Annotated in this window: 20 protein-coding genes; 13 read left to right on the forward strand and 7 right to left on the reverse strand. The window is 66.6% G+C overall.

Annotated elements, in window-relative coordinates; all coding sequences use genetic code 11:
- From kdpC to ACWPWT_RS13145, 3 genes are read left to right on the forward strand one after another with little or no spacing between them, the layout of a single operon-like run.
- Entirely contained in the window at nt 1-573 is a 573-nt protein-coding gene (kdpC, locus tag ACWPWT_RS13135; protein WP_454280041.1) for a potassium-transporting ATPase subunit KdpC, read from the forward strand.
- Nucleotides 570-3,236, forward strand: a complete 2,667-nt coding sequence (locus ACWPWT_RS13140; RefSeq protein WP_454280042.1) for a DUF4118 domain-containing protein — start codon at nt 570-572, stop codon at nt 3,234-3,236. Before kdpC ends, ACWPWT_RS13140 begins: the two co-directional genes overlap by 4 nt.
- Nucleotides 3,236-3,919, forward strand: a complete 684-nt coding sequence (locus ACWPWT_RS13145; RefSeq protein ID WP_454280043.1) for a response regulator transcription factor — start codon at nt 3,236-3,238, stop codon at nt 3,917-3,919. Before ACWPWT_RS13140 ends, ACWPWT_RS13145 begins: the two co-directional genes overlap by 1 nt.
- Nucleotides 3,920-4,090: 171 nt before the next feature.
- On the opposite strand, the gene map is transcribed toward ACWPWT_RS13145, so the two are convergent.
- The 6 genes from map to ACWPWT_RS13175 form a co-directional block, all read right to left on the reverse strand.
- Nucleotides 4,091-4,855, reverse strand: coding sequence for a type I methionyl aminopeptidase (gene map, locus ACWPWT_RS13150; RefSeq protein ID WP_454280044.1), 765 nt, complete (start codon nt 4,853-4,855; stop codon nt 4,091-4,093).
- Nucleotide 4,856: 1 nt separating this feature from the next.
- Nucleotides 4,857-5,063, reverse strand: a complete 207-nt coding sequence (locus ACWPWT_RS13155; RefSeq protein ID WP_454280045.1) for a ParD-like family protein — start codon at nt 5,061-5,063, stop codon at nt 4,857-4,859.
- A 43-nt stretch (nt 5,064-5,106) separates the two neighbouring features.
- Nucleotides 5,107-5,472, reverse strand: coding sequence for a YbaN family protein (locus ACWPWT_RS13160; RefSeq protein ID WP_454280970.1), 366 nt, complete (start codon nt 5,470-5,472; stop codon nt 5,107-5,109).
- 52 nt (nt 5,473-5,524) lie between these two features.
- On the reverse strand, nt 5,525-7,633 hold the full coding sequence (locus ACWPWT_RS13165; RefSeq protein WP_454280046.1) for a S9 family peptidase: 2,109 nt from the start codon (nt 7,631-7,633) through the stop codon (nt 5,525-5,527).
- Between the two features lie 62 nt (nt 7,634-7,695).
- On the reverse strand, nt 7,696-8,868 hold the full coding sequence (gene nhaA, locus ACWPWT_RS13170) for a Na+/H+ antiporter NhaA (protein WP_454280047.1): 1,173 nt from the start codon (nt 8,866-8,868) through the stop codon (nt 7,696-7,698).
- Between the two features lie 119 nt (nt 8,869-8,987).
- The gene (locus ACWPWT_RS13175; protein WP_454280048.1) at nt 8,988-10,004 is read right to left on the reverse strand and encodes an alpha/beta fold hydrolase; all 1,017 of its coding nucleotides are present in this window, start codon (nt 10,002-10,004) and stop codon (nt 8,988-8,990) included.
- A gap of 115 nt (nt 10,005-10,119) precedes the next feature.
- Here ACWPWT_RS13175 and ACWPWT_RS13180 point away from each other — a divergent pair, with 115 nt between their 5' ends.
- Nucleotides 10,120-11,022, forward strand: a complete 903-nt coding sequence (locus ACWPWT_RS13180) for a LysR family transcriptional regulator (protein WP_261270109.1) — start codon at nt 10,120-10,122, stop codon at nt 11,020-11,022.
- On the opposite strand, the gene ACWPWT_RS13185 is transcribed toward ACWPWT_RS13180, so the two are convergent.
- A complete protein-coding gene (locus ACWPWT_RS13185) occupies nt 10,993-12,261 on the reverse strand; it encodes a cation:dicarboxylate symporter family transporter (protein ID WP_454280050.1) in 1,269 nt (422 codons plus the stop codon). The genes ACWPWT_RS13180 and ACWPWT_RS13185 overlap by 30 nt on opposite strands.
- 190 nt (nt 12,262-12,451) lie before the next feature.
- On the opposite strand from ACWPWT_RS13185, the gene ACWPWT_RS13190 reads away from it, so the two are divergent.
- The 9 genes from ACWPWT_RS13190 (at nt 12,452) to ACWPWT_RS13230 (ending at nt 22,765) form a co-directional block, all read left to right on the forward strand.
- On the forward strand, nt 12,452-13,246 hold the full coding sequence (locus tag ACWPWT_RS13190) for a substrate-binding domain-containing protein (RefSeq protein ID WP_454280052.1): 795 nt from the start codon (nt 12,452-12,454) through the stop codon (nt 13,244-13,246).
- On the forward strand, nt 13,243-14,568 hold the full coding sequence (gene tcuC / locus ACWPWT_RS13195) for a tricarballylate/proton symporter TcuC (RefSeq protein WP_454280053.1): 1,326 nt from the start codon (nt 13,243-13,245) through the stop codon (nt 14,566-14,568). The genes ACWPWT_RS13190 and tcuC overlap by 4 nt, the downstream gene beginning before the upstream one ends.
- Nucleotides 14,569-14,682: 114 nt before the next feature.
- A complete protein-coding gene (locus ACWPWT_RS13200) occupies nt 14,683-16,167 on the forward strand; it encodes a porin (RefSeq protein ID WP_454280054.1) in 1,485 nt (494 codons plus the stop codon).
- Between the two features lie 28 nt (nt 16,168-16,195).
- The gene (locus ACWPWT_RS13205) at nt 16,196-17,707 is read left to right on the forward strand and encodes an MFS transporter (protein WP_454280055.1); all 1,512 of its coding nucleotides are present in this window, start codon (nt 16,196-16,198) and stop codon (nt 17,705-17,707) included.
- A 76-nt stretch (nt 17,708-17,783) separates the two neighbouring features.
- On the forward strand, nt 17,784-18,557 hold the full coding sequence (locus ACWPWT_RS13210; protein WP_454280056.1) for an SDR family oxidoreductase: 774 nt from the start codon (nt 17,784-17,786) through the stop codon (nt 18,555-18,557).
- The gene (locus ACWPWT_RS13215; protein ID WP_454280057.1) at nt 18,554-19,516 is read left to right on the forward strand and encodes a glycosidase; all 963 of its coding nucleotides are present in this window, start codon (nt 18,554-18,556) and stop codon (nt 19,514-19,516) included. The genes ACWPWT_RS13210 and ACWPWT_RS13215 overlap by 4 nt, the downstream gene beginning before the upstream one ends.
- 176 nt (nt 19,517-19,692) lie before the next feature.
- Nucleotides 19,693-20,361, forward strand: a complete 669-nt coding sequence (locus tag ACWPWT_RS13220; RefSeq protein ID WP_454280058.1) for an alpha-L-fucosidase — start codon at nt 19,693-19,695, stop codon at nt 20,359-20,361.
- Between the two features lie 68 nt (nt 20,362-20,429).
- Nucleotides 20,430-21,374, forward strand: a complete 945-nt coding sequence (locus ACWPWT_RS13225; RefSeq protein ID WP_454280059.1) for an alpha-L-fucosidase — start codon at nt 20,430-20,432, stop codon at nt 21,372-21,374.
- A gap of 269 nt (nt 21,375-21,643) precedes the next feature.
- Entirely contained in the window at nt 21,644-22,765 is a 1,122-nt protein-coding gene (locus tag ACWPWT_RS13230) for an ROK family transcriptional regulator (protein WP_454280060.1), read from the forward strand.
- The last annotated feature ends 118 nt before the right edge of the window (nt 22,766-22,883 follow it).

A 22,883-nucleotide genomic window follows, 5' to 3' on the forward strand; every position in this document is an offset into this window, starting at 1 on the left:
ATGGGTAAGGATTTCACTTCCGCCTTGCGGCCCGCGATCGTGATGACGATCCTGTTCGCCGCGCTTCTCGGCATCGCCTATCCGCTGGCGATGACCGGGATCGGGCAGGCCGTCTTCCCGCATCAGGCGAATGGCAGCCTGGTCGACGTCGGTGGCCGGGTGATCGGCTCGGAGGTCGTCGGCCAGGCGTTCGTCAGCGACCGCTATTTCCAGACGCGTCCCTCGGCGGCGGGCAAGGGTTATGACGGGCTCGCCTCGTCGGGCTCGAACCTGGGGCCGACGTCGCAAGCACTGGCCGACCGGGTGAAGGCCGATGTCGCCAAGCGTCGCGCCGAGGGCGTGATGGGATCGGTTCCGGCCGACCTTGTCACCACCAGCGGATCCGGGCTCGACCCCGATCTGTCGCCCGGAGCCGCAATGGCGCAGGCCGCCCACATCTCCCGCGTTCGGGGTATGGGTGTCGAGCAGGTTCGCGCGTTGGTCGTCGCGCATACCCAGGACTCGGTGCTGGGTGACCCACACGTCAATGTCCTCGCCCTCAACCGCGCGCTGGACGCCCTGACCAAGCGATGACGGCAGGCGAGCCGCGCCCCGACCCCGATGCCCTGTTACGCGCCGCCGAGCGCGAAGGGCGCGGCCGCCTGAAAATCTTCCTGGGGGCAGCCCCCGGCGTCGGCAAGACGTTCGAGATGCTGTCCGAAGGGGCCGCGCGGCGCCGCGACGGCGTCGATGTCGTCGTCGCGGTCGTGGAAACGCACGGCCGGGTCGAGACCGAGGCGCTGGTACGCGGCCAGGAGGTCATGCCCCGCCGCGCCGTACCCTATGAGGGGCGGACGCTGCACGAGATGGACATCGACGCCGTCCTCGCCCGCGCGCCCCGCCTCGCGCTGGTCGACGAACTAGCGCACACCAATGCGCCGGGCAGCCGCCATCCCAAACGTTATCAGGATGTCGAGGAGCTACTGGCGGCGGGAATCGACGTCTATTCGACGGTCAATATCCAGCACGTCGAGAGCCTGAACGACGTCGTCGCCAGCTTCACCCGTGTCCGCGTGCGCGAGACGGTGCCAGACCGCATCTTGGAGGCCGCCGAGATCGAGGTGGTCGACATCCCGCCGGACGAACTGATCGAGCGGTTGAAGGCGGGCAAGGTCTATTTGCCGCAGGAAGCGACGCGGGCGCTGTCGCATTTCTTCTCCAAGTCCAACCTGTCGGCGTTGCGCGAACTGGCGCTCCGGCGGGCGGCGCAGGCGGTCGATGCGCAGATGCTCGACCATGTCCGCAGCCTGGGCGTCGGCGGGCAATGGGCGGCGGGCGAGCGGCTGGTCGTCGCGGTCAGCGAACTGCCCGGTGCCGACGAACTGGTCCGGGCCGCCAAGCGCACCGCCGACGCGCTGCGTGCGCCGTGGACCGCACTGTTCATCGACACGCCGCGCACCGCCACCCTAGGCGAGGCGCAGCATCGGCGATTGGCCGCCACCATGACGCTGGCAACGCAACTCGGTGCGGTGGTCGCGACGGTCCCCGCGCCGAGCGTGGTCGAGGGCATCCGCACCTTCCTGACCGATGCCCGCGCCACCCAGCTGGTCGTCGGCAAGGCTAAGCGTTCGCGCTGGTTCGAGTTGCGCCACGGCTCTGTCGTCGACCGACTGGTCCGCGAGACGCCGGGCGTCACCGTCCATGTCCTGCCGGTCGGCGAGGCGCCGGTCGAGCGGGAGCGCATCAAGTGGCGCGGGCAATGGGGTTCGCCCACCGGCTATGGCCTGACGCTGCTCGGCGTGGCCTTGGTGACGGGCTTGGCGAGCGCGCTGTTCCATATCCTCAACTTGGGCAATGTCGCGCTGCTCTATCTGCTGCCGGTCATGGCGGCGGCGAGCCTGTATGGTCTGCGTACCGGGTTGTTCGCTGGGCTGGCGTCGAGCTTGGCCTATAATTTCTTCTTCTTACCGCCGGTCGGCACGCTGAGCGTCAGCAATCCCGAGAACGTCATCTCGATCTTCGTCTTGCTGGGCGTGGCCATCGCGACCAGCCAGTTGACCTCGCGCGTACGGGCGCAGGCCGATCTCGCGGCGAGCAGCGCGCGCGACAATGCGACGCTGGCGGGCTTCCTCCATCGGCTCAGCAGCCTTGCCGACCCGGCCGGGGCGGCGCGTGTGATCTGCGAGGACATCGCCCTGTTGTTCGAGGTGCAGGCCGTGTTGCTAACCCCGTCGCCCGCCGGTCTGGCGGTGCAGGCCGCGACCAAGTCCGACTATCGGCTGGAGACGATGGAGATGGCCGCCGCGCACTGGGCCTTCGACACCGGCACGCCCGCAGGCAAGGGTTCGGCGACGCTGGCCGCGTCCGAATGGCTGTTCCAGCCGCTCAAGGCGGGCAACCGGACGCTCGCCGTGCTGGGGCTGGCGCGCGAGGCGGGCGGCGAACCGGTGCGGGCCGACCGCCTGCCGCTGCTGACGGGCTTGATCGACCAGGCCGCGTTGATCCTCGAACGGCTGCGGTTGGAGGCGGAGGTGCGCGACGTCGATGCGGTGCGCACCCGTGACCGGCTTCGGGCGGCGCTGCTGTCCTCGGTCAGCCACGACCTGCGCACGCCGCTGACGGCGGTGATGGCCGCCGCCGCGCAACTGCGGCAGGGCGCGACGCCCGACCTGGTTTCGACCATCGAGGGGGAGGCGGCGCGGCTCAACCGCTTCGTCGCCAATCTGCTCGACATGGCGCGTGTCGAGGCGGGGGCGCTCAAGCTGAAGATCGAGGCGATCGACCTGAGCGATGCGGTGACGGGCGCGGCGCATGACGCCCGCCGCGCGCTGGAGGGCCATGCGGTGCGGCTCGACGTGCCGCCCGACCTGCCGCTGGTGCGCGCCGATCCGCAACTGCTGCATCATTGCCTGCTCAACCTGCTCGACAATGCCGGACGCTATGGCGATCCGGGGACCGAGATCGTGATCGAGGGGCGGCATCGTCACGGAACGTTGCGACTGTCCGTGCTCGACCATGGCCCCGGCCTGCCGCCGGGGCGCGAGGCGGAAGTGTTCGAGACGTTCCGGCGGCTGGAGGGTTCCGACCGGGTGGCCGGGGGCACGGGCCTAGGCCTCGCCATCGTCAAGGCCTTTGCCGAAGCCATGGGTTTGACCGTAGAGGCGGGCAATCACGAAGATCGCACCGGCGCGGCGTTCGCGCTGGTGTTTCCCCGCGATCTGATCGTGCGCGAAGGCGCGCCGGAGGGAATGGCCTGATGCCCGCGACGATATTGGTGGTGGACGACGAAGTCGCGATCCGTCGCCTGCTGCGCAACACATTAGAGCAGGCGGGGCACCGCGTAGTCGAGGCGCGCGACGGGCGTGAGGCGCTGGCGCTTGCCGCGGCCGAGCATCCGCAGGCGGTGCTGCTCGACCTGGGCCTGCCCGATCGGGACGGCTTGAGCCTGATCCCGCTGCTGCGCGCGTCCGAGCGGGTGGTGCTGGTCGTGTCGGCGCGCGAGGCGACGGAGGAAAAGGTCGCCGCGCTCGATCTGGGGGCGGACGACTACGTCACCAAGCCGTTCGACAGCGAGGAACTGCTCGCCCGGCTGCGGGTCGCACTGCGCCATGCCCGGGCGGCGGGGACCGCGCCGACCGTGGTGCGGACCGGTGATCTCGCGATCGACCTCGACCGGCGTATGGTCACGCGCGGCGGCGAGGAACAGCATCTGACGCGCAAGGAATATGACGTACTGGCGGTCCTCGCGCGCCATCCCGGCCGGGTGGTGACGCATGACAAGATCATCGACGCCGCCTGGGGCGGGGACGAGGACCCGCGTATCGATTACTTACGCATCGTCGTGCGCAACCTTCGCCAGAAACTGGAAGCGCCGCAACCGGTAGGGAGCGTCATCGCGAACGAACTCGGCGTGGGGTATAGGTTGCGGGTGGAGGGGTAGCTCGCTGTTCCCCGGCGAAGGCTGGGGCCCAGCTTCTACGAACAGCGTGGCGCGCCAGCCGATGCGGGGGAGGCGATAGCGACCGCGTCGTTGATGCCTCCCCGCATTGCCGTGCGCGCCACGGGCCGTGTCTTAACTGGGCCCCGGCTTCCGCCGGGGTACGAGCGTCAGTCAGCCGACCTTCTCGTCCGCCCGCAGCGTCAGCACTTCCACCCCGGTCTTCGTCACCGCGACCGTATGTTCGAACTGCGCCGACAGCTTTCCGTCGTCGGTCACCACCGTCCAGCCGTCATCCGCGGTCGAGACCTTGCGGGTGCCCTGGTTGATCATCGGCTCGATGGTGAAGGTCATTCCTTCGCGCAGCACCGCGCCGGTTCCCGGTCGTCCGAAGTGCAGCACATTGGGTTCCTCGTGCATCTCGCGCCCGATGCCATGGCCGCAATAGTCGCGCACCACCGAATAGCCGTTCGCTTTGGCATGGCGTTCGATCGCGGCGCCCACATCGCCCAGCCGCGCGCCGGGGCGGACCTGCTTGATGCCCTTCCACATCGCCTCGCGTGTCACGCGGACCAGCCGCTTCGCGCCTGGCGCAACCTCGCCGACCATATAGGTCTTGCTCGAATCCGCGATGAAGCCGTTCTTCTCCAGCGTGATGTCGAGATTGACGATGTCGCCGTCGCGGATCACATCCTCCGCACTCGGTACGCCGTGGCACACCACCTGGTTGATCGAGCTGTTGAGCACATAGGCAAAGCCATATTGCCCCTTGCTCGCGGGTCGCGCCGCCAGGTCATGGGTGATGAAATGTTCCACCCGGTCGTTGATCGCGAGCGTCGACATGCCCGCCAATGTCAGCCCGTCCAGCATCTCGAACACCCGCGCGAGCAACTGCCCGGAGACGCGCATCAGCGCCAGTTCTTCGGCCGTCTTGACCATGTCAGGCGACCAGCGGCTGGGGCAGGGACAGGTCGGCCGTGGCCATCTGTGCCTTCACGATCTCATGGAAGCTCAGCGTCGGGTTGGCCTCGGCCAACATGCCCATCTTCATCCAGAATTCGGCCTGCGCGTTGATCGAGCGGCACATGACCGTGCTGGCGCGGCGGACCTCTTCGTGAAGCTGGTCGTCGATTTTCACAATACCCATATACGGACCGTATATGGTCCATATATCGTTGGGGCAAGTATGATCATGATCGGGCGGTCGGCCTGGTCAGGACGAAGGCCGCGCATCCCCCCATCACGATCGCAACGAATAGCGCCAGCGGCCATCGCGGTACGGCTGTCAGCAGGAACAGGCCATAGCCAAGCGTGATCCCGCCACACGCCATCGTCTTGCCCCGGACCCCGATCGCCCCGTCCCGGCGCCACGCGCGCAAGGTCGGGCCGAAGCGCGGATGGTCGAGCAGCCACGCCTCCAACCGGGGCGAGGATCGCGCGAAGCAGCCCGCCGCCAGGATCAGGAAGATCGTCGTCGGCATCAGCGGCAGGATCGCCCCGATCACGCCGAGGACAACGAACAGGCATCCCAGGATGAGCCAGCCGAGCCGTATCATCACGAAAACCTGACGCCCGGCGGGGGCAGGGTCGGCGAAAGGCGGCGGCGGGTCAGTTCGTCGCGACCCCGAGCTGAGACAGCATGAACGCCTGCCACTCCGCATTCTGACGGATGCGTTCGAACCGGCCCGACTTGCCGCCATGGCCCGCCTCCATATTCACCCGGAACAGGAGCGGGTTGCCGTCGGTCTTCTTCGCCCGCAACCGGGCGACCCATTTGGCGGGTTCATAATATTGCACTTGGCTGTCCCACAGGCCGGTGCCGACATAGAGCGCCGGATAGGCCTTCCCCGCGACATTGTCGTAGGGGGAGTAGCCGAGCATATAGTCGTAATAGGGCTTGTTCGCCGGATTGCCCCATTCGTCATATTCGAAGGTCGTGAGCGGGATCGAGGCGTCGAGCATCGTGGTGACGACATCGACGAACGGGACCTGCGCGATGATGAGCTTGTAATCCTGCGGCGCCATGTTCGCGACGCCGCCCATCAGCAGGCCGCCCGCACTGCCGCCCATCGCCGCGACCCGGCCGGGCGCGGCATATTTCTGCGTGACCAGATAGCGGGTCACGTCGATGAAGTCGGTGAAGCTGTTCCTCTTGTTCAGGAGATGCCCGTCGTCATACCAGCCACGGCCCATTTCCTGCCCGCCCCGGATATGCGCGATGGCATAGACCACCCCTCGGTCGAGCAATCCGATCCGCCCGGCATCGACCGACGGGTCGGTCGAAATGCCATAGCTGCCATAGGCATATTGGAAGAGGGGCGCGGTGCCGTCGCGCTTCACGCCCTTGCGATAGACGATCGACACGGGGATACGCGTCCCGTCCCGCGCGGGTGCCCAGACGCGTTCGGTGACGTAGAGCGACGGGTCGTAGCCGGGGACCGGCGTCACCTTCAGCATGCGGCGCTCGCCGGTGCGGGCGTTGATCTCATAGGTCGTGGTCGGCGTGACCAGCGAGCCATAGGTATAGCGGACCCAGGGCGTATCGGGCTCCGCATTGGTCGACAGGCCCATGCGATAGGCGGGTTCGTCCGCCTTGACGGGGATGGACTTGCCCGTATCGTTCAGCAGGCGGATCATCCGGTTGCCGCCCTCTCGCTGGTCGATTGCGACGAAGCCGTCGAACGGCTTGAAATCCTCGATGAACACCGTGTCGCTGGCCGGTACCAGATCGCGCCAGGCGGCGACGCCCTTCGGCGCATCCCCATCGGCCAGCGTCACCAGCTTATAATTCTTCGCACCCCGATTGGTGCGGATGATCCAGCGGCCGCCGAGATGGTCGGCGCTGTAGCGGAACTCGCGCTCGCGCGGGGCGACGACGGTGAAGGTGCTCGGCGCGTTGGCGGGGGCGCAGCGTTGCTCGTCGCTGACCGTGCTCTGCACGCTGATGCAGATATAGCGGTCGTCGGTCGTTCGCCCGACGCCCATATTGAACGTGTCATCCTTCTCCTCGTACAGCATCCGGTCATCGCTGCCCGGCGTGCCCAGGACGTGCGCCATCACCCGGTATCCGCGCAATGTGGTGGGGTCCTTGGCGATGTAGAGGATCGTGCGGTTGTCGGCGGCCCAGACGATATTGGGCTCGATATTGGTGACCGTGTCGGCATAGATGCGGCCGGTCGCGATGTCCTTGACCTTCAGGACATATTGCCGCCGCCCGACCGTATCCTCCGCCCAGGCGATCAGCCGATTGTCCGGGCTGACCGCCCAGTCGGACAGCGAGAAGAAGTTATGGCCCTTTGCCATGGCGGGCTGGTCGAAGAGCAGGACGGCGGGCGCGGTCGGGCTGCCCTTGCGGCGTTCGATCACCGGATAGTCGGCGCCCGTCGCGAAGCGTGACGAATACCAGTATCCGTCCTTGCGATAGGGAACGCTGCTATCGTCCTGTTTGATGTGCGCGACCGTCTCGTCATAGAGGTTCGCCTGAAGCGGCTTGAGCGACGCGAGTTGCGCATCGGCATAGGCATTCTCGGCATTCAGATAGGCGAGCATTTCCGGATTTTTGCGGGTGTCGTCGCGCAGCCAGTAATATTCGTCCTCGCGCGCGCCATTGGGGGAGGGGACCTGATAGGGCTTCTTGGCCGCGATCGGCGGTGTCGCCTGTTGCGCGAACGCGGGCATCGCCAACGCCATCAATCCCGCCGTCGCCATCCACCGCATCGCCGTCCCCCGTGCATTCGTCGGGTGGCAGGATGACGTTCCGACCGGGTACAGGCAAGCGCTTATCGGGCGGCCCGGCGCAGGACGAGAAAGCCCAGTACGCCGGACAGCAGAGATCCCGCCACCACCCCCAGCTTGGCCTCGGCCTGGAGCAGCGGATCGCTGGGAAAGGCGAGCAGGGTGATGAAGATGCTCATGGTAAATCCGATGCCGCAGAGCAGGGCGGTGCCCAGTATCTGCGTGCTGCTCGCATGCGCCGGGGCATCGGCCAGCCCGGTGCGTATCGCCAGCATCGTCATGCCGAAGACCCCCACCACTTTGCCGATCAACAGCCCCAGGCCGACCCCCAGCGTGACCGGCGAGACCCATGCTCCGGCGGGCAGACCCAGCACCGGTACTCCGGCATTGGCGAGCCCGAAGATCGGGACGATCAGAAAGCCGACCGGGCGGTGCAGGATATGCTCCAGCCGGTGAAGCGGGCTGTCCTTGGTATCCGTCTCGCCATCGGGGCGGGCAGGGGTACGGGCCATGGGAATGGTGAAGGCCAGCAGCACCCCCGCTATCGTCGCATGGATGCCCGATCGTACCATGAACACCCATAACAGGATACCGATCAGCAGATAGGGCGTCAGGCGCCGCACGCCGAAGCGGTTGAACAGCGCCAGCACGCCCAGCATCGCAGCCGCCCCGCCCAGGTCGATGGGCGATAGCGACGTGGAGTAAAAGGCTGCGATCACCGCCACCGCGCCCAGATCGTCGATGATCGCCAGCGCCGCGAGAAAGACCCGGAGCGAAGCCGGCACCCGGTTGCCCACGAGCCGGATCACGGCCAGCGCAAAGGCGATGTCGGTCGCCGCCGGTATCGCCCAGCCGGATGCCGTACCGCCGCGATTGAAGCCGAGATAGACGATGGCGGGCACGACCATGCCGCCCAGTGCGGCCAGCCCCGGCAGAATGCGACGGGACCAGGTGGAAAGCTGTCCGTCCAAGACTTCGCGCTTGATCTCCAACCCGACCAGCAGGAAGAAGATCGCCATCAGTCCATCATTGATCCAATGGCTGAGCGAAAGCGGCCCCAGATGCCGGTGAAGCAGCGCGTCATATCCGGCCGCGACCGGCGAATTGGCGAGGATCAGCGCCACTAGCGCCGCCCCCATCAGCACCAGCCCGGCAGCGGTCTGGGAATCGAGGAAGCGGCGGATCGCGCTAACGTGCGCGGCACGGGAACGGGGCATGGCTTGTGGCTCCGGCAGGATCGGAACTCGCTGGCGGCCCGACCAGCGATCATCCTGCCCGTGTCTGGTTCACGAACACCCTGCGGCCCGTCTCGCATGAGCAGGGGGCGGCCGCAACATCATTTCTCCGCTCGCATAGGGGGAGACGCGGTTTCTGGTTCCTGTCCTTTGCGGCGCGTTTGGGCAAAGCCGATGGCCATTGCCAGCAGCCCGGCAGCGGCGACGCCCGAGGCGACCTTCCAATGTCCGCCATCGTCCTCGCGATCGACGAACAGGTCCAGAAGATGGCGTGTCACCGCTTCGGGATTCTCCCGTTGTGGAAAATGGCCGACGCCGGGCAGCTCGACCATCGTGAACGACCCGGTGAACTTGCCCGGCACCTCCCGCGCGGTGGAGGGCGGGTTCACCCCGTCTACTTCGCCGTGCAGATACAGGGCAGGCAGCGAGAGCGTCTTCGTCGCCTTCACCCGGTCGGCCAGCCAGGCCCCACGCGGATCTGGCTGTGCCTCGTCCCAGCGCGCGCGGTAGCTGTGGATGGTGACGGCTGGCCAGTCGGGATTGTCGAAGGACCTGGCAACCCGCGCGAACGTCGCCTCGACGAACCAGCCGGGGGGCGACCAGTCGACCCAATGGATATGCGCAAAGCCGCGCCGATCGTCGCGCACCGCCTGCGCGCCACGTCGGGTCGCCATGAACCAATGATACCATTGACGCTGGACCTGGTCGAAGGACGGCGTCGCCATGCCGCCCAGGCGTGGCGGCGTGCTGAGCATCGCCAGCCGCTGGACGCGCTCGGGCCAACCTACCGCCAGCGCTTCGGCGATATTCGAGCCCCAATCGTGCCCCGCGACCATGAATCGGCCGATGCGCAGCGCATCCATCAGCGCGATCGCATCCAGTGCCAGGATCGCGCTGTCGCCGGTGCGGGGCGTATGGTCATGGTGGAACCGGGTTGCTCCGAACCCGCGCAAGGTCGGTACCACCACGCGCAAGCCCGCCTGGGCCAGACGCGGCGCGACCTTGTCCCAGGTCGTCGCATCGTCGGGCCACCCGTGCAGCAACAGGACGACCGGTGCGCCCTCCGGGCCGTACAGGTCATAGGCGATGGACAGATGGTCGGTGGAAATGCTCGGCATCCCCGGGTAACCCCCGCGTCTCACCGCCGTTCCGTCGGCAGGGCGGTGATGCTGTCGAGCCGGGGTATCGGCACGATGGTCGTCAAGCGGCTTCGGCGGTGTTAGCGTTGCGGGCATGATCCCGCTGAACTGCGAACTTCTGGACCTGCGCGCGCTGGTCGCGATCGCCGATGGCAAGAGCTTCCTGCGCGCCGCCGAGCAGTTGAACCTGTCGCAGCCCGCGCTCAGCCGCCGGGTGCAGAAGCTGGAGGCGACGGTGGGAACGCCCCTATTGGAGCGGACCACGCGCAGCGTCCGGCTGACCCCGGCGGGACAGGAGGTCGTACCGCTGGTTCGTCGCCTGCTGGAGGAGATGGACGGATCGCTGCTCGGCATGATGGCGCTGGGCGAGCGACAGGCGGGGCGGCTGACGGTGGCCAGCATCCCCAGTGCCACGGTCCGCTTCCTGCCCGACGTGCTGGAGCAGTTCGCGCAGGAATATCGCAATGTCCGGGTCCGCGTGCTCGACCTGTCGGCGACCGAATGCGCCGAGGCGGTGCGGACCGGCGAGGCGGAGTTCGGCATCACCTTGCCCGTCACGTCGGACGGGGACCTGGTGTTCGAGCCGTTGACCGATGATCCCTATGGCCTGGTCTGCCGCAAGGACGATCCCCTGGCGGATATACCCGACCCGAGCTGGCAGGACCTGGTCGGCCTGCGGCTGGTGACGGTGCATATGGGTAGCGGCAACCGGACCGCGCTGGAGGCAGGGCTGGCGCGCGCGGGGGTGGAGCTTCGCTGGTTCTATGAGGTGACGCGGCTCACCTCGGCGCTGGCGCTGGTGCAGGCGGGGTTGGGGCCGTCGGTGCTGCCGCAACTGGCCTGTCAGGGGCCGGACGCGCGCGATCTGGTCTGGCGGCCGCTGAAGGGGGCGGAGGTGACGCGGACGATTGGCGTATTGCGGCGCTCCTCGGCACCCTTGTCGCCCACCGCCTCGCGGCTGATGGCGCTACTCGTCGCGGCGTGGGTCACCGGTTAGCCGCCCGCCGCTCCAGCGGGTGACGAGCAGCGAGGCGGCGACATTGGCGGTGCCGCTGGTCAGCGCGCGGATTTCCGACAGGAAACGGTCGACCGCGATCAGCATCGCGGCGGCCCCGACCGGCACGTCGGGGAGCAGCGACAGCGTGAGCAGCAGCGCCGAAAAGCCGCTGCCCGTCACCCCCGCCGCCGCCTTGGACGTGATGAGCATGACGCCCAGATAGACCATGATCCGCTCGGGCGAGAGCGCGACGCCCAGCGCCTCGCCCAGGAACAGCGTGGCGACGATCAAATAGACCGCCGTTCCCGCCAGATTGAGCGAATAGCCCAGCGGCACGGTCAACCCGACCACGCTGCGCGGACAGCCCAGCCCCTCCAGCTTTTCGATCAGGCGCGGCAGCACGACCTCGGTTGAGGAAGTACCCAGCACGATCAGTATCTCGTCGCGGAAGGTACTTAGCAGCGTTCTGGCCCGCACGCCCGTGGTCAGGCGGACGGTCAGCACCAGCACCGCGATCAGCAGACCGCAGGCCAGCGCCAAGGTCGCGATCAGCAGGCCCAGCGAACCGATGAAGCCGATGCCATAGGTCCCGACCGTATAGGCGATCGCCCCGAAAGCTCCGACCGGCGCAGCGCGGATCAGGAAGCCGAAGATGGCGAACTGCAACCGGGTCAGCGCCTCGATGGCGCGGACGATCGGCGCGCCCGCCTCCCCGATGCGCAGCAGGCCGAACCCGACCAGCCCCGCGACGAACAGCACCGGCAGGACGTCCCCCGCCGTAAAGGCGGAGAACAGCGTGTCGGGGACCATCCGCACCAGAAAGTCGCCCGGCCCGGTGATATGCCGCCCCGCCAGTTGCCGCTGCACTTCACCCGCTGCTTCGGCATAAGTGGGCAGGGGAAGCCCGCGTCCCGGCTGCATCAGCACCGTCACCCCCAGCCCGATGCCGAGCGCCGCGATGGTGATGCCTAGAAAGACGATCAGGCTGCGCAGCACCGTCGCCCCGGTCTCGCGCGCGGCGCCATGGCGGACGATCCCTTCGACGATGGTGCAGAACAGGACGGGTGGCACCATCATCCGCATCGCCTTGACGAATGCGATGCCCAGCGCGCCCAGATCGCGGCCGAAGCCAGGTACCAGATAGCCGATCGCGGTCCCTGCGGCGATGCCGAGCAGCATCTGAACATACAGGTGACGGAACAGGCGCAGCTTGGTTCTCCAGTTATGCGTATCGCGCATAAAGCGGACCGATCATTGCATTTGATCGATTGGCCGCCCGTAGTGCTTATTGGCGCGTAAGGCGTGGCGGCTCAAGCCTCCGCCCGAAAGAGAACCCGCCGGAAGCGGGGCGGAAGAGAGGTTTCCGATGAAAGTTGAACCATTTGAGCCGAAAACCCGGCGACCGCGGCGATCCCCGCGGCGCGGCGCTTTGCGTGCCGTCCTGCTATTGGGGCTGGCATCGCTCGCCGGCCCGGCCTTTGCCCGCGATACCAAGCCGGTTGCGGTCCGCGAGCTTCATGTCGTTACCTCGGGCGGCTTCACCGCCGCGTTCGAGGCGCTGGCCAAGCAATATGAACGCGACACCGGCGTTCATATCGTCACCGAACACGGCCCCTCGATGGGCGACACCCCGCAAGCCATTCCGAACCGCCTCGCCCGGCACGAAGATGCCGATGTGGTGATCTTGGCGCGCAACGGACTCGACAAGCTGGCGCAGGCGGGCACCGTCACGTCGGGCACCGTCACCGATCTGGGCCTGTCCAAGATCGCGGTCGCGGTGAAGGCGGGCGCGCCGACGCTGGACATCAGCACGCCCGATGCCGTGCGCGACACGCTGATCCACGCCAAATCGGTCGCCTGGTCGGACAGCGCCTCGGGCGTGTATATCCAGACGGTGATGCTCGACAGGCTGGGCATCGCCGATCAGGTCCGCCCGAAGGGCCGGATGATCCCCGCCACGCCCGTGGGCCAGATCGTCGCCAAAGGCGATGCCGAGATCGGCTTCCAGCAGTTGAGCGAGTTGAAGCCGGTTCAGGGCATCCACATCATCGGCCTGCTCCCCGACGCGCTGCAAAAGGTCACGCCCTTTTCGGCGGGTGTCGTCGCCTATTCTCCGCATCAGGCCGAGGCGCGGGCGCTGATCGCCTATCTCGCCTCCCCCAAAGCCTATCCGATCATCCGCGACAGCGGATTGGAACCCGCTTCGCAAAAGGCCAAGCCATGACCCAGGCAACCGCATCTTTTGCCACCGCCACCCCGGCGGCGGCACCCATTTCCGCCGAACGCCGCAAGTCCGCCTTTAAGTCGATCTTTATCGTTGCCAGCGGCAACTTCCTGGAGATGTTCGACTTCATGGTGTTCGGCTATTACGCCACCTATATCTCCAAGGCGTTCTTCCCGACCGGCAGCGACTTCGCCTCGCTGATGCTGACGCTGATGACCTTTGGCGCCGGGTTCCTGATGCGGCCGGTCGGCGCGCTGGTGCTGGGCGCCTATATCGACAAGCATGGGCGGCGGCAGGGCCTGCTGCTGACGCTGGGCCTGATGGCGCTGGGCACGCTCGCCATCGCGGTCACGCCCACCTATGCGCAGATCGGCGTCGCGGCCCCCATCATCATCCTGGTCGGGCGGCTGGTGCAGGGCCTGTCGGCGGGTGTCGAGGTCGGCGGCGTGTCGGTCTATCTCAACGAGATCGCGCCGCCCGACAAGAAGGGCTTCTTCTGCTCCTGGCAGTCGGCCAGCCAGCAGGCGGCGGTGGTCTTCGCCGCGCTGATCGGCCTGCTCGTGTCGACCAGCCTGGACGCGGAGACGATGCAGGCCTGGGGCTGGCGCATCCCGTTCATCATCGGCTGCGTGATGATCCCGTTCCTGTTCGTCATCCGTCGCCACATGGAGGAGACGGAGGTCTTTCTGAAGCGCAAGGAGCATCCGCAACTCTCGCAGATCATGCGGACCATCGGCGGCAATTGGGGCGTGGTGCTTCAGGGTGCGCTGATGGCGGTGATGACGACCGTGTTCTTCTACATGATCACCGCCTATACCCCGACCTTCGGCAACAAAGTGCTGTCGCTGACCCCGGGTTCGGCGCTGTTCGTCACGGCGTGCGTCGGCGTCACCAATTTCGTCCTGCTGCCGGTCATGGGTGCGCTGTCCGACCGGATCGGGCGTCGCCCGCTGCTGATCACCGCGACGCTGCTGGGGCTGGTGCTGGCCTATCCGTTGATGAGCTGGCTGGTCGCCGCGCCCAGCTTCGGGCGGCTGCTGACGGTCGAGCTGCTGCTCGCCGCCATCTACGCCACCTATAACGGCGCCTTCATCGTCTATCTGACCGAGGTCATCCCGGCGCATGTCCGCACCGTCGGCTTCAGCCTCGCCTATAGCCTGGCGACCGCGATCTTCGGCGGGTTCACCCCGGCGATCAGCACGGCGCTGATCGGTGCGACCGGCGACAAGGCGATCCCCGGCGCCTGGTGCGCCGCCGCCGCCCTTCTGTCCCTGCTGGCGCTGGTCATCGGATCGCGACTGACCAAGCGCGAGGTCCGCTAAGGACCGCCCCGGTCGCCGCGTCCTGCAAGGTCGGGCGCGGCGACCCAGGAAGAGGCGGCGGCGACGATCCGCCCGCCCACCCCTTGAGAGGATGCCGTCATGTATCGAGGAGCCATGCTTGCCATGGGCCTGTGTACCGCCATGCCCGTTGCCGCCGAAACAGGACAGGACGATGTCGCCCGGCTGACCTGGCTGGTCGAGCAGCAACAGGCGCAGATCGCCCGGCTGGAGGCGCGGCTGGCGGCGGTCGAGGGGCAGAAGGTCGCGGCCACGCCCGCGCCACTTGGTCAGCCGCTCGTCTCCGAGGCCCATCCCGCGCCGCCGCCGCAGGTGGTGGGCCAGACCGTTGCCCCGCCGCGCATCCCCTTGCCGTTGGGTCAGGCGCTCCCCTCCGACGCGCATCCGCCTTCGCTCGACGCACGGCTCGCACGGATCGAGAAGGCGCAGAAGGACGGCGTCCATGTCGACTGGTCGAAGGCGACGCCAGAGTTCACCAGCGCCGACGGCAAATTCTCGTTCCGGCCGCGCGGACGTATCCTGGTCGACCTTGGCACCACCATGGGCAGTGACGTCGCAGCGCGCAACATCACCGCAACGCAGGCCCGATCGCTCCGGCTGGGGTTCGAGGGATCGGTCGGGCAGCATCTCTCCTATCTGCTGGAGGGCGATTTCGCCGACAACGACATCGCGATCAAATCGGCCTATCTCGCCTGGACGACTAGGTTCATGGGCCAGCAGGCCGAGTTCGCGCTGGGCAACCGGCTGAACGATCGCGCGCTGGACGGGTCGAGCGGCACCATCTCGGTCCCCTTTCTCGAACGCAATTTCGTCGCGCAGGGCATCATCCCGGTGCGCGGCTTTTTCGGGCTGGGCGCGGCGGCGCGCATCTATGGCGGTCGCTGGCATGTCGGCGTGCAGGTGTCGGGCGACGACATCAACAATCCGGGCACCGCCGGCGACGGCCTGACCATCGCCGCGCGGGCGCATTGGAATCCGGTGAAGACCGCGGACTGGCTGCTGCATCTCGGCGTCTGGGGTTTTCACGAGGACCTCGCGACCGACGTGACCCGCCCGACCCGCGCCATCGCGGTCGGGGGTTTCTACAACGACAATCTGCGCATTTCGGCGGGCAGCTTCCCCAATGCCAGGTCGGGCGACGGCTATGGATTCGAGTTCGGCGCGTTCCACAAGTCGCTCTGGGCCTATGGCGAATATGGCACGCGGACGCTTCGCAATGTCGCCGGGGTCTCGACCGACCAGGTCGCCTGGGCGGTGCAGGGCGGCTGGTTCCTGACCGGCGAGACTCCGCCCTATCTGACGCGCGGCGGGGTGTGGAGCCGTCCGCGCGTACTGCGCCCCTTCACCTCGGGCGGCAGCGGTGCGGTCGAGCTGGCCACACGCTATGAGGAACTGGATTATAGCGACAATCCGACGGCGGGGCGCGGGACCGCGCTGACGCTGGGCGTGAACTGGTATCTGAACAATTTCGTTCGCCTGCAATTGAACGCTATCGACTGGTCGGTGGCGAACCCCGTCGCGGGCCTTTGGACGAAAGATCATGGCCAGACCTTGATCGGTCGGGCGCAAATCGCGTTCTAGGGGGCACGCGGCAGACGAATGGAACGAGATGCGGTGGAGACGGCGTAATTTGGCCTCGATGAGTGCGGACGTGAATGACGGCCTGGCCCCCGGAGTCGAGGCGGTGACCAGCGGCGCGCCCAAGTCGGAGCCGGCGCAGACGCGCGGCTACCGTGTCATCGCGCTCGTCGTCGCCTCCGCACTGTTCATGCAGCAACTGGACGGCACAGTGCTGACCGTCGCGCTGCCGACGATGGCGCGCGACCTGGCGACGCCCGCGGCCAGCCTCAGCCTCGCCTTGACCAGCTATCTGCTCGCGCTCGCCCTGTTCATCCCGGCGAGCGGGACGCTGGCCGACAAATTCGGGTCGCGCACCGTCTTCTGCTCGGCGATCGGGGTGTTCCTGATCGGGTCGATCCTGTGCGCGCAGTCGGGATCGCTGCCGACGCTGGTCGCCGCACGGTTCCTCCAGGGGATTGGCGGCGCGATGATGGTGCCGGTCGGGCGGCTGGTGCTGCTGCGCAGCGTCGCGAAGGAGGATATGGTCCAGGCATTGTCCTGGCTGGTCATGCCCGCCTTGATCGGACCGATATTGGGGCCGCCGCTGGGTGGTTTCATCGTCACCTGGCTCGACTGGCGCTGGATCTTCTATCTCAACATTCCGATCGGCATCATCGGGATGATCGGTGCCTGGATGCTGGTGCCCGAGGTGCGCGGCGATGCGCGGACGCGGTTCGATGTGTCGGGCTTCGTCATGTCGGGCATTTCGCTCGGCTGCCTGTTGTTCGGTTTCGAACTGGCGAGTCGACCGGGCACGGGCTGGGTCGCGCTGGGGCTGCTCGTCATCGGGGCGGCTTTCGGGTGGATCTATATCCGTCACGCCCGGCACACCGACGACCCGATCCTGGACCCGACGCTGATGCGCGTGCCCACCTTCCGCCTGTCGGTGATCGGGGGTTCGCTGACCCGTATTACGCAAGGGGCGCAGCCCTTTCTGTTGCCGCTGATGTTCCAGCTCGGCTTTGGCCTGAGCGCGGCCAAGACGGGCACCATCACCATGGCGGGCGCGATCGGCGCGCTGGCGATGAAGGCGCTCGCCCCCCGCGTCCTGCGTCGATGGGGCTTTCGCCGCAGCCTGATCGTGTCGGGACTGGTCAGCAGCGCGGGCTATGCCACCTGCGCACTGTTCCGGCCCGACTGGCCGATCGCGGCGATCACTTTCGTCCTGGCGCTGTCGGGCTTCTTCACCTCCTTCCAGTTCACCGGGTACAACGCCATTGCCTATGCGGATGTCGACAAGGACCGGATGAGCGCGGCGACCAGCTTCTATGCGACGTTCCAGCAACTGACCCTGTCGCTGGGCATCTGCACCGCCGCGACCGTGCTGGAGCTGGGGACGCTGGTCGAAGGGAAGGGCGGACCGACGCTGGGCAGCTTCTCGGCGGCGTTCGTGGTGGTGGCCGCGATCTCCACATCGGCGATCGTCTGGAACCGCCGCTTCGCCCATGATGCGGGCGCGGAGATGAGCGGCCATCATGGACGCGACGGGCACGAAGAATGACGAATCGGTAATGTCGTTCTTGCCCAGCAACGATCCAGGTTAAGAACCGTTACCGGCATTCATCCATAACGGGAGTATGCCGGTGGTATCGCAGACGGTGATCGTGACGGGGGCAGAGTCGGGAATCGGCGCGGCCTGTGCCGAGGCGTTCGGCGCGACGGGCGCAAGGGTCGCGGTGCTGTTCCACAGCGATCAGGCCGCCGCCGACGTGACGGCGCAGGCGGTTCGCAAGGCAGGCGGCGAAGCGATCGCTGTCCAGGCGGAGGTGAATAACGAAGACTCGGTGGAGAAGGCCTTCGCCGCTGTCGAGGCGCAATGGGGCGCGGCGGATGTGTTGGTCAATTCCGCCGGACTCAACATGTCGGGCGTGACGGTCCGCGACATGATGCTGGCCCAGTGGCAGCGGCTGATCGACACCGACCTGACCGGCGCCTTCCTGACCTCTCGCCGCTTTCTGACCGGGCGGGGTGAGGCCAAGGGCGACGCGGCGATCCTGCATATCTCCTCGATCCACGCCTATGCGGTGCGCGCGGGGGGTGCCGATTATTGCGCCGCCAAGGGTGGGCTGTCCAACCTGGTCGAGACGCTGGCGATCGAGGAAGCCCCGCGTGGCATCCGCGTGAACGCGATCGAGCCGGGCATGATCCTGACCCCGATGAACGCCAAGGCGCAGGCCGATCCGGTCTATCGCCGCACGCTCGAACAGAATATCCCGATGGGCCGGGCCGGAAACGCCTCGGAGGTGGCGGATCTCGCCGTCTTCCTGGCCTCCGACAAGGCGCGCTATATCACCGGCGCGCGGATCGTCATCGATGGCGGTCTGTCGCTGATGCAGGCGCTGGGCGCATGATGACGCCCGACGCCAACGGCCCGGTCGCCGATCCGCATCGCAAGGATCAGGTCGCCGATGCGCCGCTCGACCTGGACTTCAACGTCAAGCGTATCGAGCAGGTCACGCTCGACGGGCCGCCCGCGCTGATGGCTCGCGACCTGATGAGCCCGTATGTCTGGCGCGAGGCCGATGGCCGCTGGGGCATGATGGTCCGCGCGGTGGTGCGGCCCGGCGAGGCGCTGACCGACACCGGCGTCATCTGGTCGGGGTGGAGCGAGGACGGGCGGCATTTCACCATGCTGGATCGCCCGTCCATCATGCCGGGGCCCGGCGATCATGACGCGGGCGGGGTCGAGGACCCGACCGTGGTCCGGTCCGAACAGGGCTACATCGTCTATTATTCGGGGGTGCTCGCCGATCACGCGCATGGCGAACTGTCCTATGCGACCGGCCCCTCGCTCGATCGGCTGGTGAAAAGCGGTGTCGCGCTGGCGTCTTCCAAGTCGGAGGGCAATACCAAGGAGGCGACCGTCGACCGGACGGCGGATGGGCGCTGGCGGCTATTCTATGAATATGCCGCCGATAATGCCTCGCGCATCGGGCTGGCGATCGGTGCGGATGTCGCAGGCCCCTGGACCGAGCAGCCTACGCCCTTCATGCCGCGCGAGGATAGCTGGGACGACTGGCATCTGTCGACCGGGCCGCTGCTGACCGACGACAAGACGTGCCCCGTCATGTTCTACAATGGTGCGACCCGCGATGCGCGCTGGCGGATCGGCTGGGTGGCGTTCGACGAGCATTACACCTGCGTCGTTGCGCGCGGGATCGAACCGCTGATCCTGCCGCCCCCCGCTGATGATCGTGGGGCGACCGACATCGCCTTTGCTGCCTCGGTGGTGGTCGCACCGGATGGCATCTGGCTGTACTATTCGCTCGAAGATCGTCGCTTGTCGCGGGCGCTGATCCGCCGCAGCTGATCCGTCTTGCCAATTGCCCCAAGCCTCGCCTAGCTTCGCATACCGAATACGAAACTGCACGGTTGAGAACGAGATCGGCGCGCCCATGGCGTGACGCTGGCGAGATCGATGCAAGGGGAGGGGGCCGCGTCGGACGCATGTGGCCGCCAGAATATTGTTGGTCGAGAAGGGCGGATATGACGGCGAACAGACGCGAGATGATCGGCGGCAGCCTGGCGGCGGCGGCTATGGGACCGGCGATCGCGTCGGCGGCGACCCTTCCCCAGCAAATGGGGGCGGGGCGCGCGCTGAAGGTTCCGCCTCCGGCGCGCTTCACGGCGAATTGGGGATCGTTGACCGCCGGATACAGCGTGCCCGACTGGTTCCGCGACGCCAAGTTCGGGATGTGGGCGCACTGGACCGCGCAATGCGTGCCGGAAGCGGGCGACTGGTATGCGCGCAACATGTATCTGCCGGGCACCCGCGCCTATGATCATCATCTCAAGACCTATGGTCATCCGGCCGATGTCGGTTTCATGCAGATCCAGAATAGGTGGAAGGCCGACCGCTGGGACCCTGGCCGGTTGCTCGACCTCTACAAAAAGGCGGGCGCCAAATACTTCATGGCGCTGGCCAATCATCACGACAATCTCGATGCCTATGATTCGAAATATCATCCCTGGAACACGATGCGGGTCGGGCCGCGCAAGGATATCGTCGGCACCTGGGAAAAAGCGGTGCGCGAGCGGGGACTTCGCTTTGCGGTATCGAACCACTCGGCCCATGCCTGGCACTGGAACCAGCCCGCTTATGGCTATGACCCCACGGCCCCCGCGCGGGCGAACGCTATGACGCATGGAAGCTGACGGCGGCGCAGGGGCGTGGCCAATGGTGGCAGGGACTGGACCCGCAACAGCTTTATGTCGGGCGGCACATGCCCATGCCCGACGGCATCCGCACGGTCGAGGAAGCCAATGCCTGGCACGACGCCACTGACCTGATGTGGAACGAGGGGGTTCCGGCGGGCACGAACTTCGCCAGCAACTGGTTGCTGCGCGCCAAGGACCTGGTCCAGAAATACCGGCCCGACATGGTCTATTTCGACAATTTCGACCTGCCGCTGGAAAATTACGGGCTGGAATTCACCTCCTGGTTCTACAACCAGTCGATGCAGTGGAACGGGGGCAAGCTCGACGCGGTGGTGACCGCCAAGGTGACTCCGGCGCAGCGGCGCATGGGCATCGTCGATGACGTGGAGCGCGGCGGCAAGAATTATATCGAGCGCTTCCCGTGGCAGACCGATACCTGCATCGGCGGCTGGCATTACGACATCGATACCTACCGGAATGATGGCTATAAATCGGCGGCCAATGTTCTCCATACGCTGTGTGACGTCGTGTCGAAGAACGGCAATCTGATGCTGTCGGTGCCGATGCGCGGCGACGGGACGATCGACGACAAGGAAGAGAAGGTCGTCGAGGAGATCGCCGAGTGGATGGGCCGCAATGGCGAGGCGATCTATGGCAGCCGTCCGTGGAAGATTTACGGCGAAGGCCCGACCAAGCCGAATGCGGGCAATTTCTCGGAAGGTGGGCCAAAATCGGCCTATGGCGCCAAGGACGTGCGTTATGTCACCCGCGACGGAAATCTCCATGCGCTGGTGCTGGGCTGGCCCGCGGACGGCGTCGCGCGGATGACGTTGCTGGGCGGCGACAATCCGACCATGCCGGGGCAAGTCCGCCGCGTGACGATGCAGGGGGACCATAGCCCGCTGCCCTTCAAGCGGACCGGCCAGGCGCTGGAGGTGACGCTGCCGGAGCGGGCCCGCCACCCGATCGGCGTCGCGCTGATCATCGCGGGCGAGGGCGTCACCGCCTGAACCTCATGCCAGCGCGAAGGGAATAGAGAAAGTCCGGGGCCGAGCGGTGTTCCTTTCGATCCGGTGACCGGATGGGACAGCCCGTCCATCCGCTTCGTCATTTCTTGCCGCCGGTGGACCAGCCTGTCGGTACACCCCGGCGGCGGGGCGCGCGGGATCGTCGGCAGCACGGCAAAATACGAAGCCTATCCGTCCTGAGGAGGGTTTCTTCGCCCAATTCCGTGTAAGGCTCGCAGGAAACTACAAACTTCACGGGAGAGGCTTGCCATATGCACATGGCGCGCAAGGGCACCAATGCCAGCGGAATGCGGCGGTATAACGAGCGGCTGATCCTCTCGGCGATCCGGCGGATGAACGGCGCATCAAAGGCGGAATTGGCGCGCGTCACCGGTCTGTCACCCCAAGCGGTCGTGCGGATCATCGACGAACTCGATAGCGAGGGCCTGCTGTTCCAGGCGGAGAAGCGAACCGGCGGCATGGGACAGCCGGCGACGGTCTACCGCATCAACGGCGCTCGCGGCTATACGGTGGGCGTCGAGATCGGCCGCAATGCGATGACCTTCGTGCTGTTGGATTTCGATGGACAGCAACGGGCCGTGCATTGCGATACGGGGGCCTTTCCCAGCATCGAACTGGCCGTGCAGCGCATCGATCGCTTTCTGCACGACCATTTGCCTGCTTCCCTTCAGGACGCGCGGACCTTTTTCGGCGTCGGTATCGCGATGCCGTGGTTCCTGGGCGAGTGGCGCGACGAACTGGGCATTTCGGAGCATCAGGCGGCGGAATGGCGACGGGCCGACGTCGCGGACCGCCTGCGCACCGGGCTGAACTGGCCAAGCTTCTTCGACAATGACGGCAATGCCGCGACCCTGGCCCATCTTCTGGGCGGGGCCGGTGTCGATCTGCAGAATTTCATGCTCATCAACCTTGGCATCTTCGTTGGGGGCGGGCTGGTGCTGAACGGACAGGTCGTACAGGGGCGGCATGGCAATGCGGGCGCATTGGCGTCGATGCCGATCATCGCGGATGGCCGCCGCGACGCGCTGATCCACCACGCGTCCCTCTATGATCGCGATCGCGCCAAGACACCGCAAGCCCTGGCGGCATGGCAAAGCCGCTGTGCGGAGGCGTTGGCCTTTGCAATTTCGGGTGCGAACAGCCTGCTCGATCTAGAGGCGGTGATCTTCGACGGATCGCTAGACGCGCGGGAACTGGCCGAACTTGTCGGGGCGGTGCGCCTGCATTTGCAGAAGGATGCGCCGCCCGACTTTTTCCTGCCCGATCTGCGTACCGGCTCGCTCGGAAGAAATGCGGCTGCCATCGGCGCCGGGCTGCTGCCGCTTCATGCCCAATATGCCCCCGATCTGAGCAGCTTGTTCAAGCGAGAATGATCCCGAAGGGAAAATCGGACGCAATCCGGCAAACGATTGCAATCCATGTCGTTGGAAGTCAAGGATTTTCCTGCTTGACCTATTAAATCACACCAGTAGATTTAGTCCCATCGACCGT

The sequence above is a fragment of the Sphingomonas sp. Marseille-Q8236 genome (genome assembly GCF_965112005.1).

Bases quoted from the DNA above. Each gene is read 5' to 3' on its own strand.
- ACWPWT_RS13140 (WP_454280042.1), top strand. From the start codon at position 570: ATGACGGCAGGCGAGCCGCGCCCCGACCCCGATGCCCTGTTACGCGCC.
- ACWPWT_RS13180 (WP_261270109.1), top strand. From the start codon at position 10,120: ATGATCCCGCTGAACTGCGAACTTCTGGACCTGCGCGCGCTGGTCGCG.
- ACWPWT_RS13210 (WP_454280056.1), top strand. From the start codon at position 17,784: ATGCCGGTGGTATCGCAGACGGTGATCGTGACGGGGGCAGAGTCGGGA.
- ACWPWT_RS13155 (WP_454280045.1), bottom strand. From the start codon at position 5,063: ATGGGTATTGTGAAAATCGACGACCAGCTTCACGAAGAGGTCCGCCGC.
- ACWPWT_RS13205 (WP_454280055.1), top strand. From the start codon at position 16,196: ATGCGGTGGAGACGGCGTAATTTGGCCTCGATGAGTGCGGACGTGAAT.
- tcuC (WP_454280053.1), top strand. From the start codon at position 13,243: ATGACCCAGGCAACCGCATCTTTTGCCACCGCCACCCCGGCGGCGGCA.
- ACWPWT_RS13225 (WP_454280059.1), top strand. From the start codon at position 20,430: ATGCCCATGCCCGACGGCATCCGCACGGTCGAGGAAGCCAATGCCTGG.
- map (WP_454280044.1), bottom strand. From the start codon at position 4,855: ATGGTCAAGACGGCCGAAGAACTGGCGCTGATGCGCGTCTCCGGGCAG.
- ACWPWT_RS13200 (WP_454280054.1), top strand. From the start codon at position 14,683: ATGCTTGCCATGGGCCTGTGTACCGCCATGCCCGTTGCCGCCGAAACA.
- ACWPWT_RS13160 (WP_454280970.1), bottom strand. From the start codon at position 5,472: ATGATACGGCTCGGCTGGCTCATCCTGGGATGCCTGTTCGTTGTCCTC.
- ACWPWT_RS13145 (WP_454280043.1), top strand. From the start codon at position 3,236: ATGCCCGCGACGATATTGGTGGTGGACGACGAAGTCGCGATCCGTCGC.
- ACWPWT_RS13230 (WP_454280060.1), top strand. From the start codon at position 21,644: ATGCACATGGCGCGCAAGGGCACCAATGCCAGCGGAATGCGGCGGTAT.
- ACWPWT_RS13185 (WP_454280050.1), bottom strand. From the start codon at position 12,261: ATGCGCGATACGCATAACTGGAGAACCAAGCTGCGCCTGTTCCGTCAC.
- ACWPWT_RS13220 (WP_454280058.1), top strand. From the start codon at position 19,693: ATGACGGCGAACAGACGCGAGATGATCGGCGGCAGCCTGGCGGCGGCG.
- ACWPWT_RS13175 (WP_454280048.1), bottom strand. From the start codon at position 10,004: ATGCCGAGCATTTCCACCGACCATCTGTCCATCGCCTATGACCTGTAC.
- ACWPWT_RS13215 (WP_454280057.1), top strand. From the start codon at position 18,554: ATGATGACGCCCGACGCCAACGGCCCGGTCGCCGATCCGCATCGCAAG.
- nhaA (WP_454280047.1), bottom strand. From the start codon at position 8,868: ATGCCCCGTTCCCGTGCCGCGCACGTTAGCGCGATCCGCCGCTTCCTC.
- ACWPWT_RS13165 (WP_454280046.1), bottom strand. From the start codon at position 7,633: ATGCGGTGGATGGCGACGGCGGGATTGATGGCGTTGGCGATGCCCGCG.
- kdpC (WP_454280041.1), top strand. From the start codon at position 1: ATGGGTAAGGATTTCACTTCCGCCTTGCGGCCCGCGATCGTGATGACG.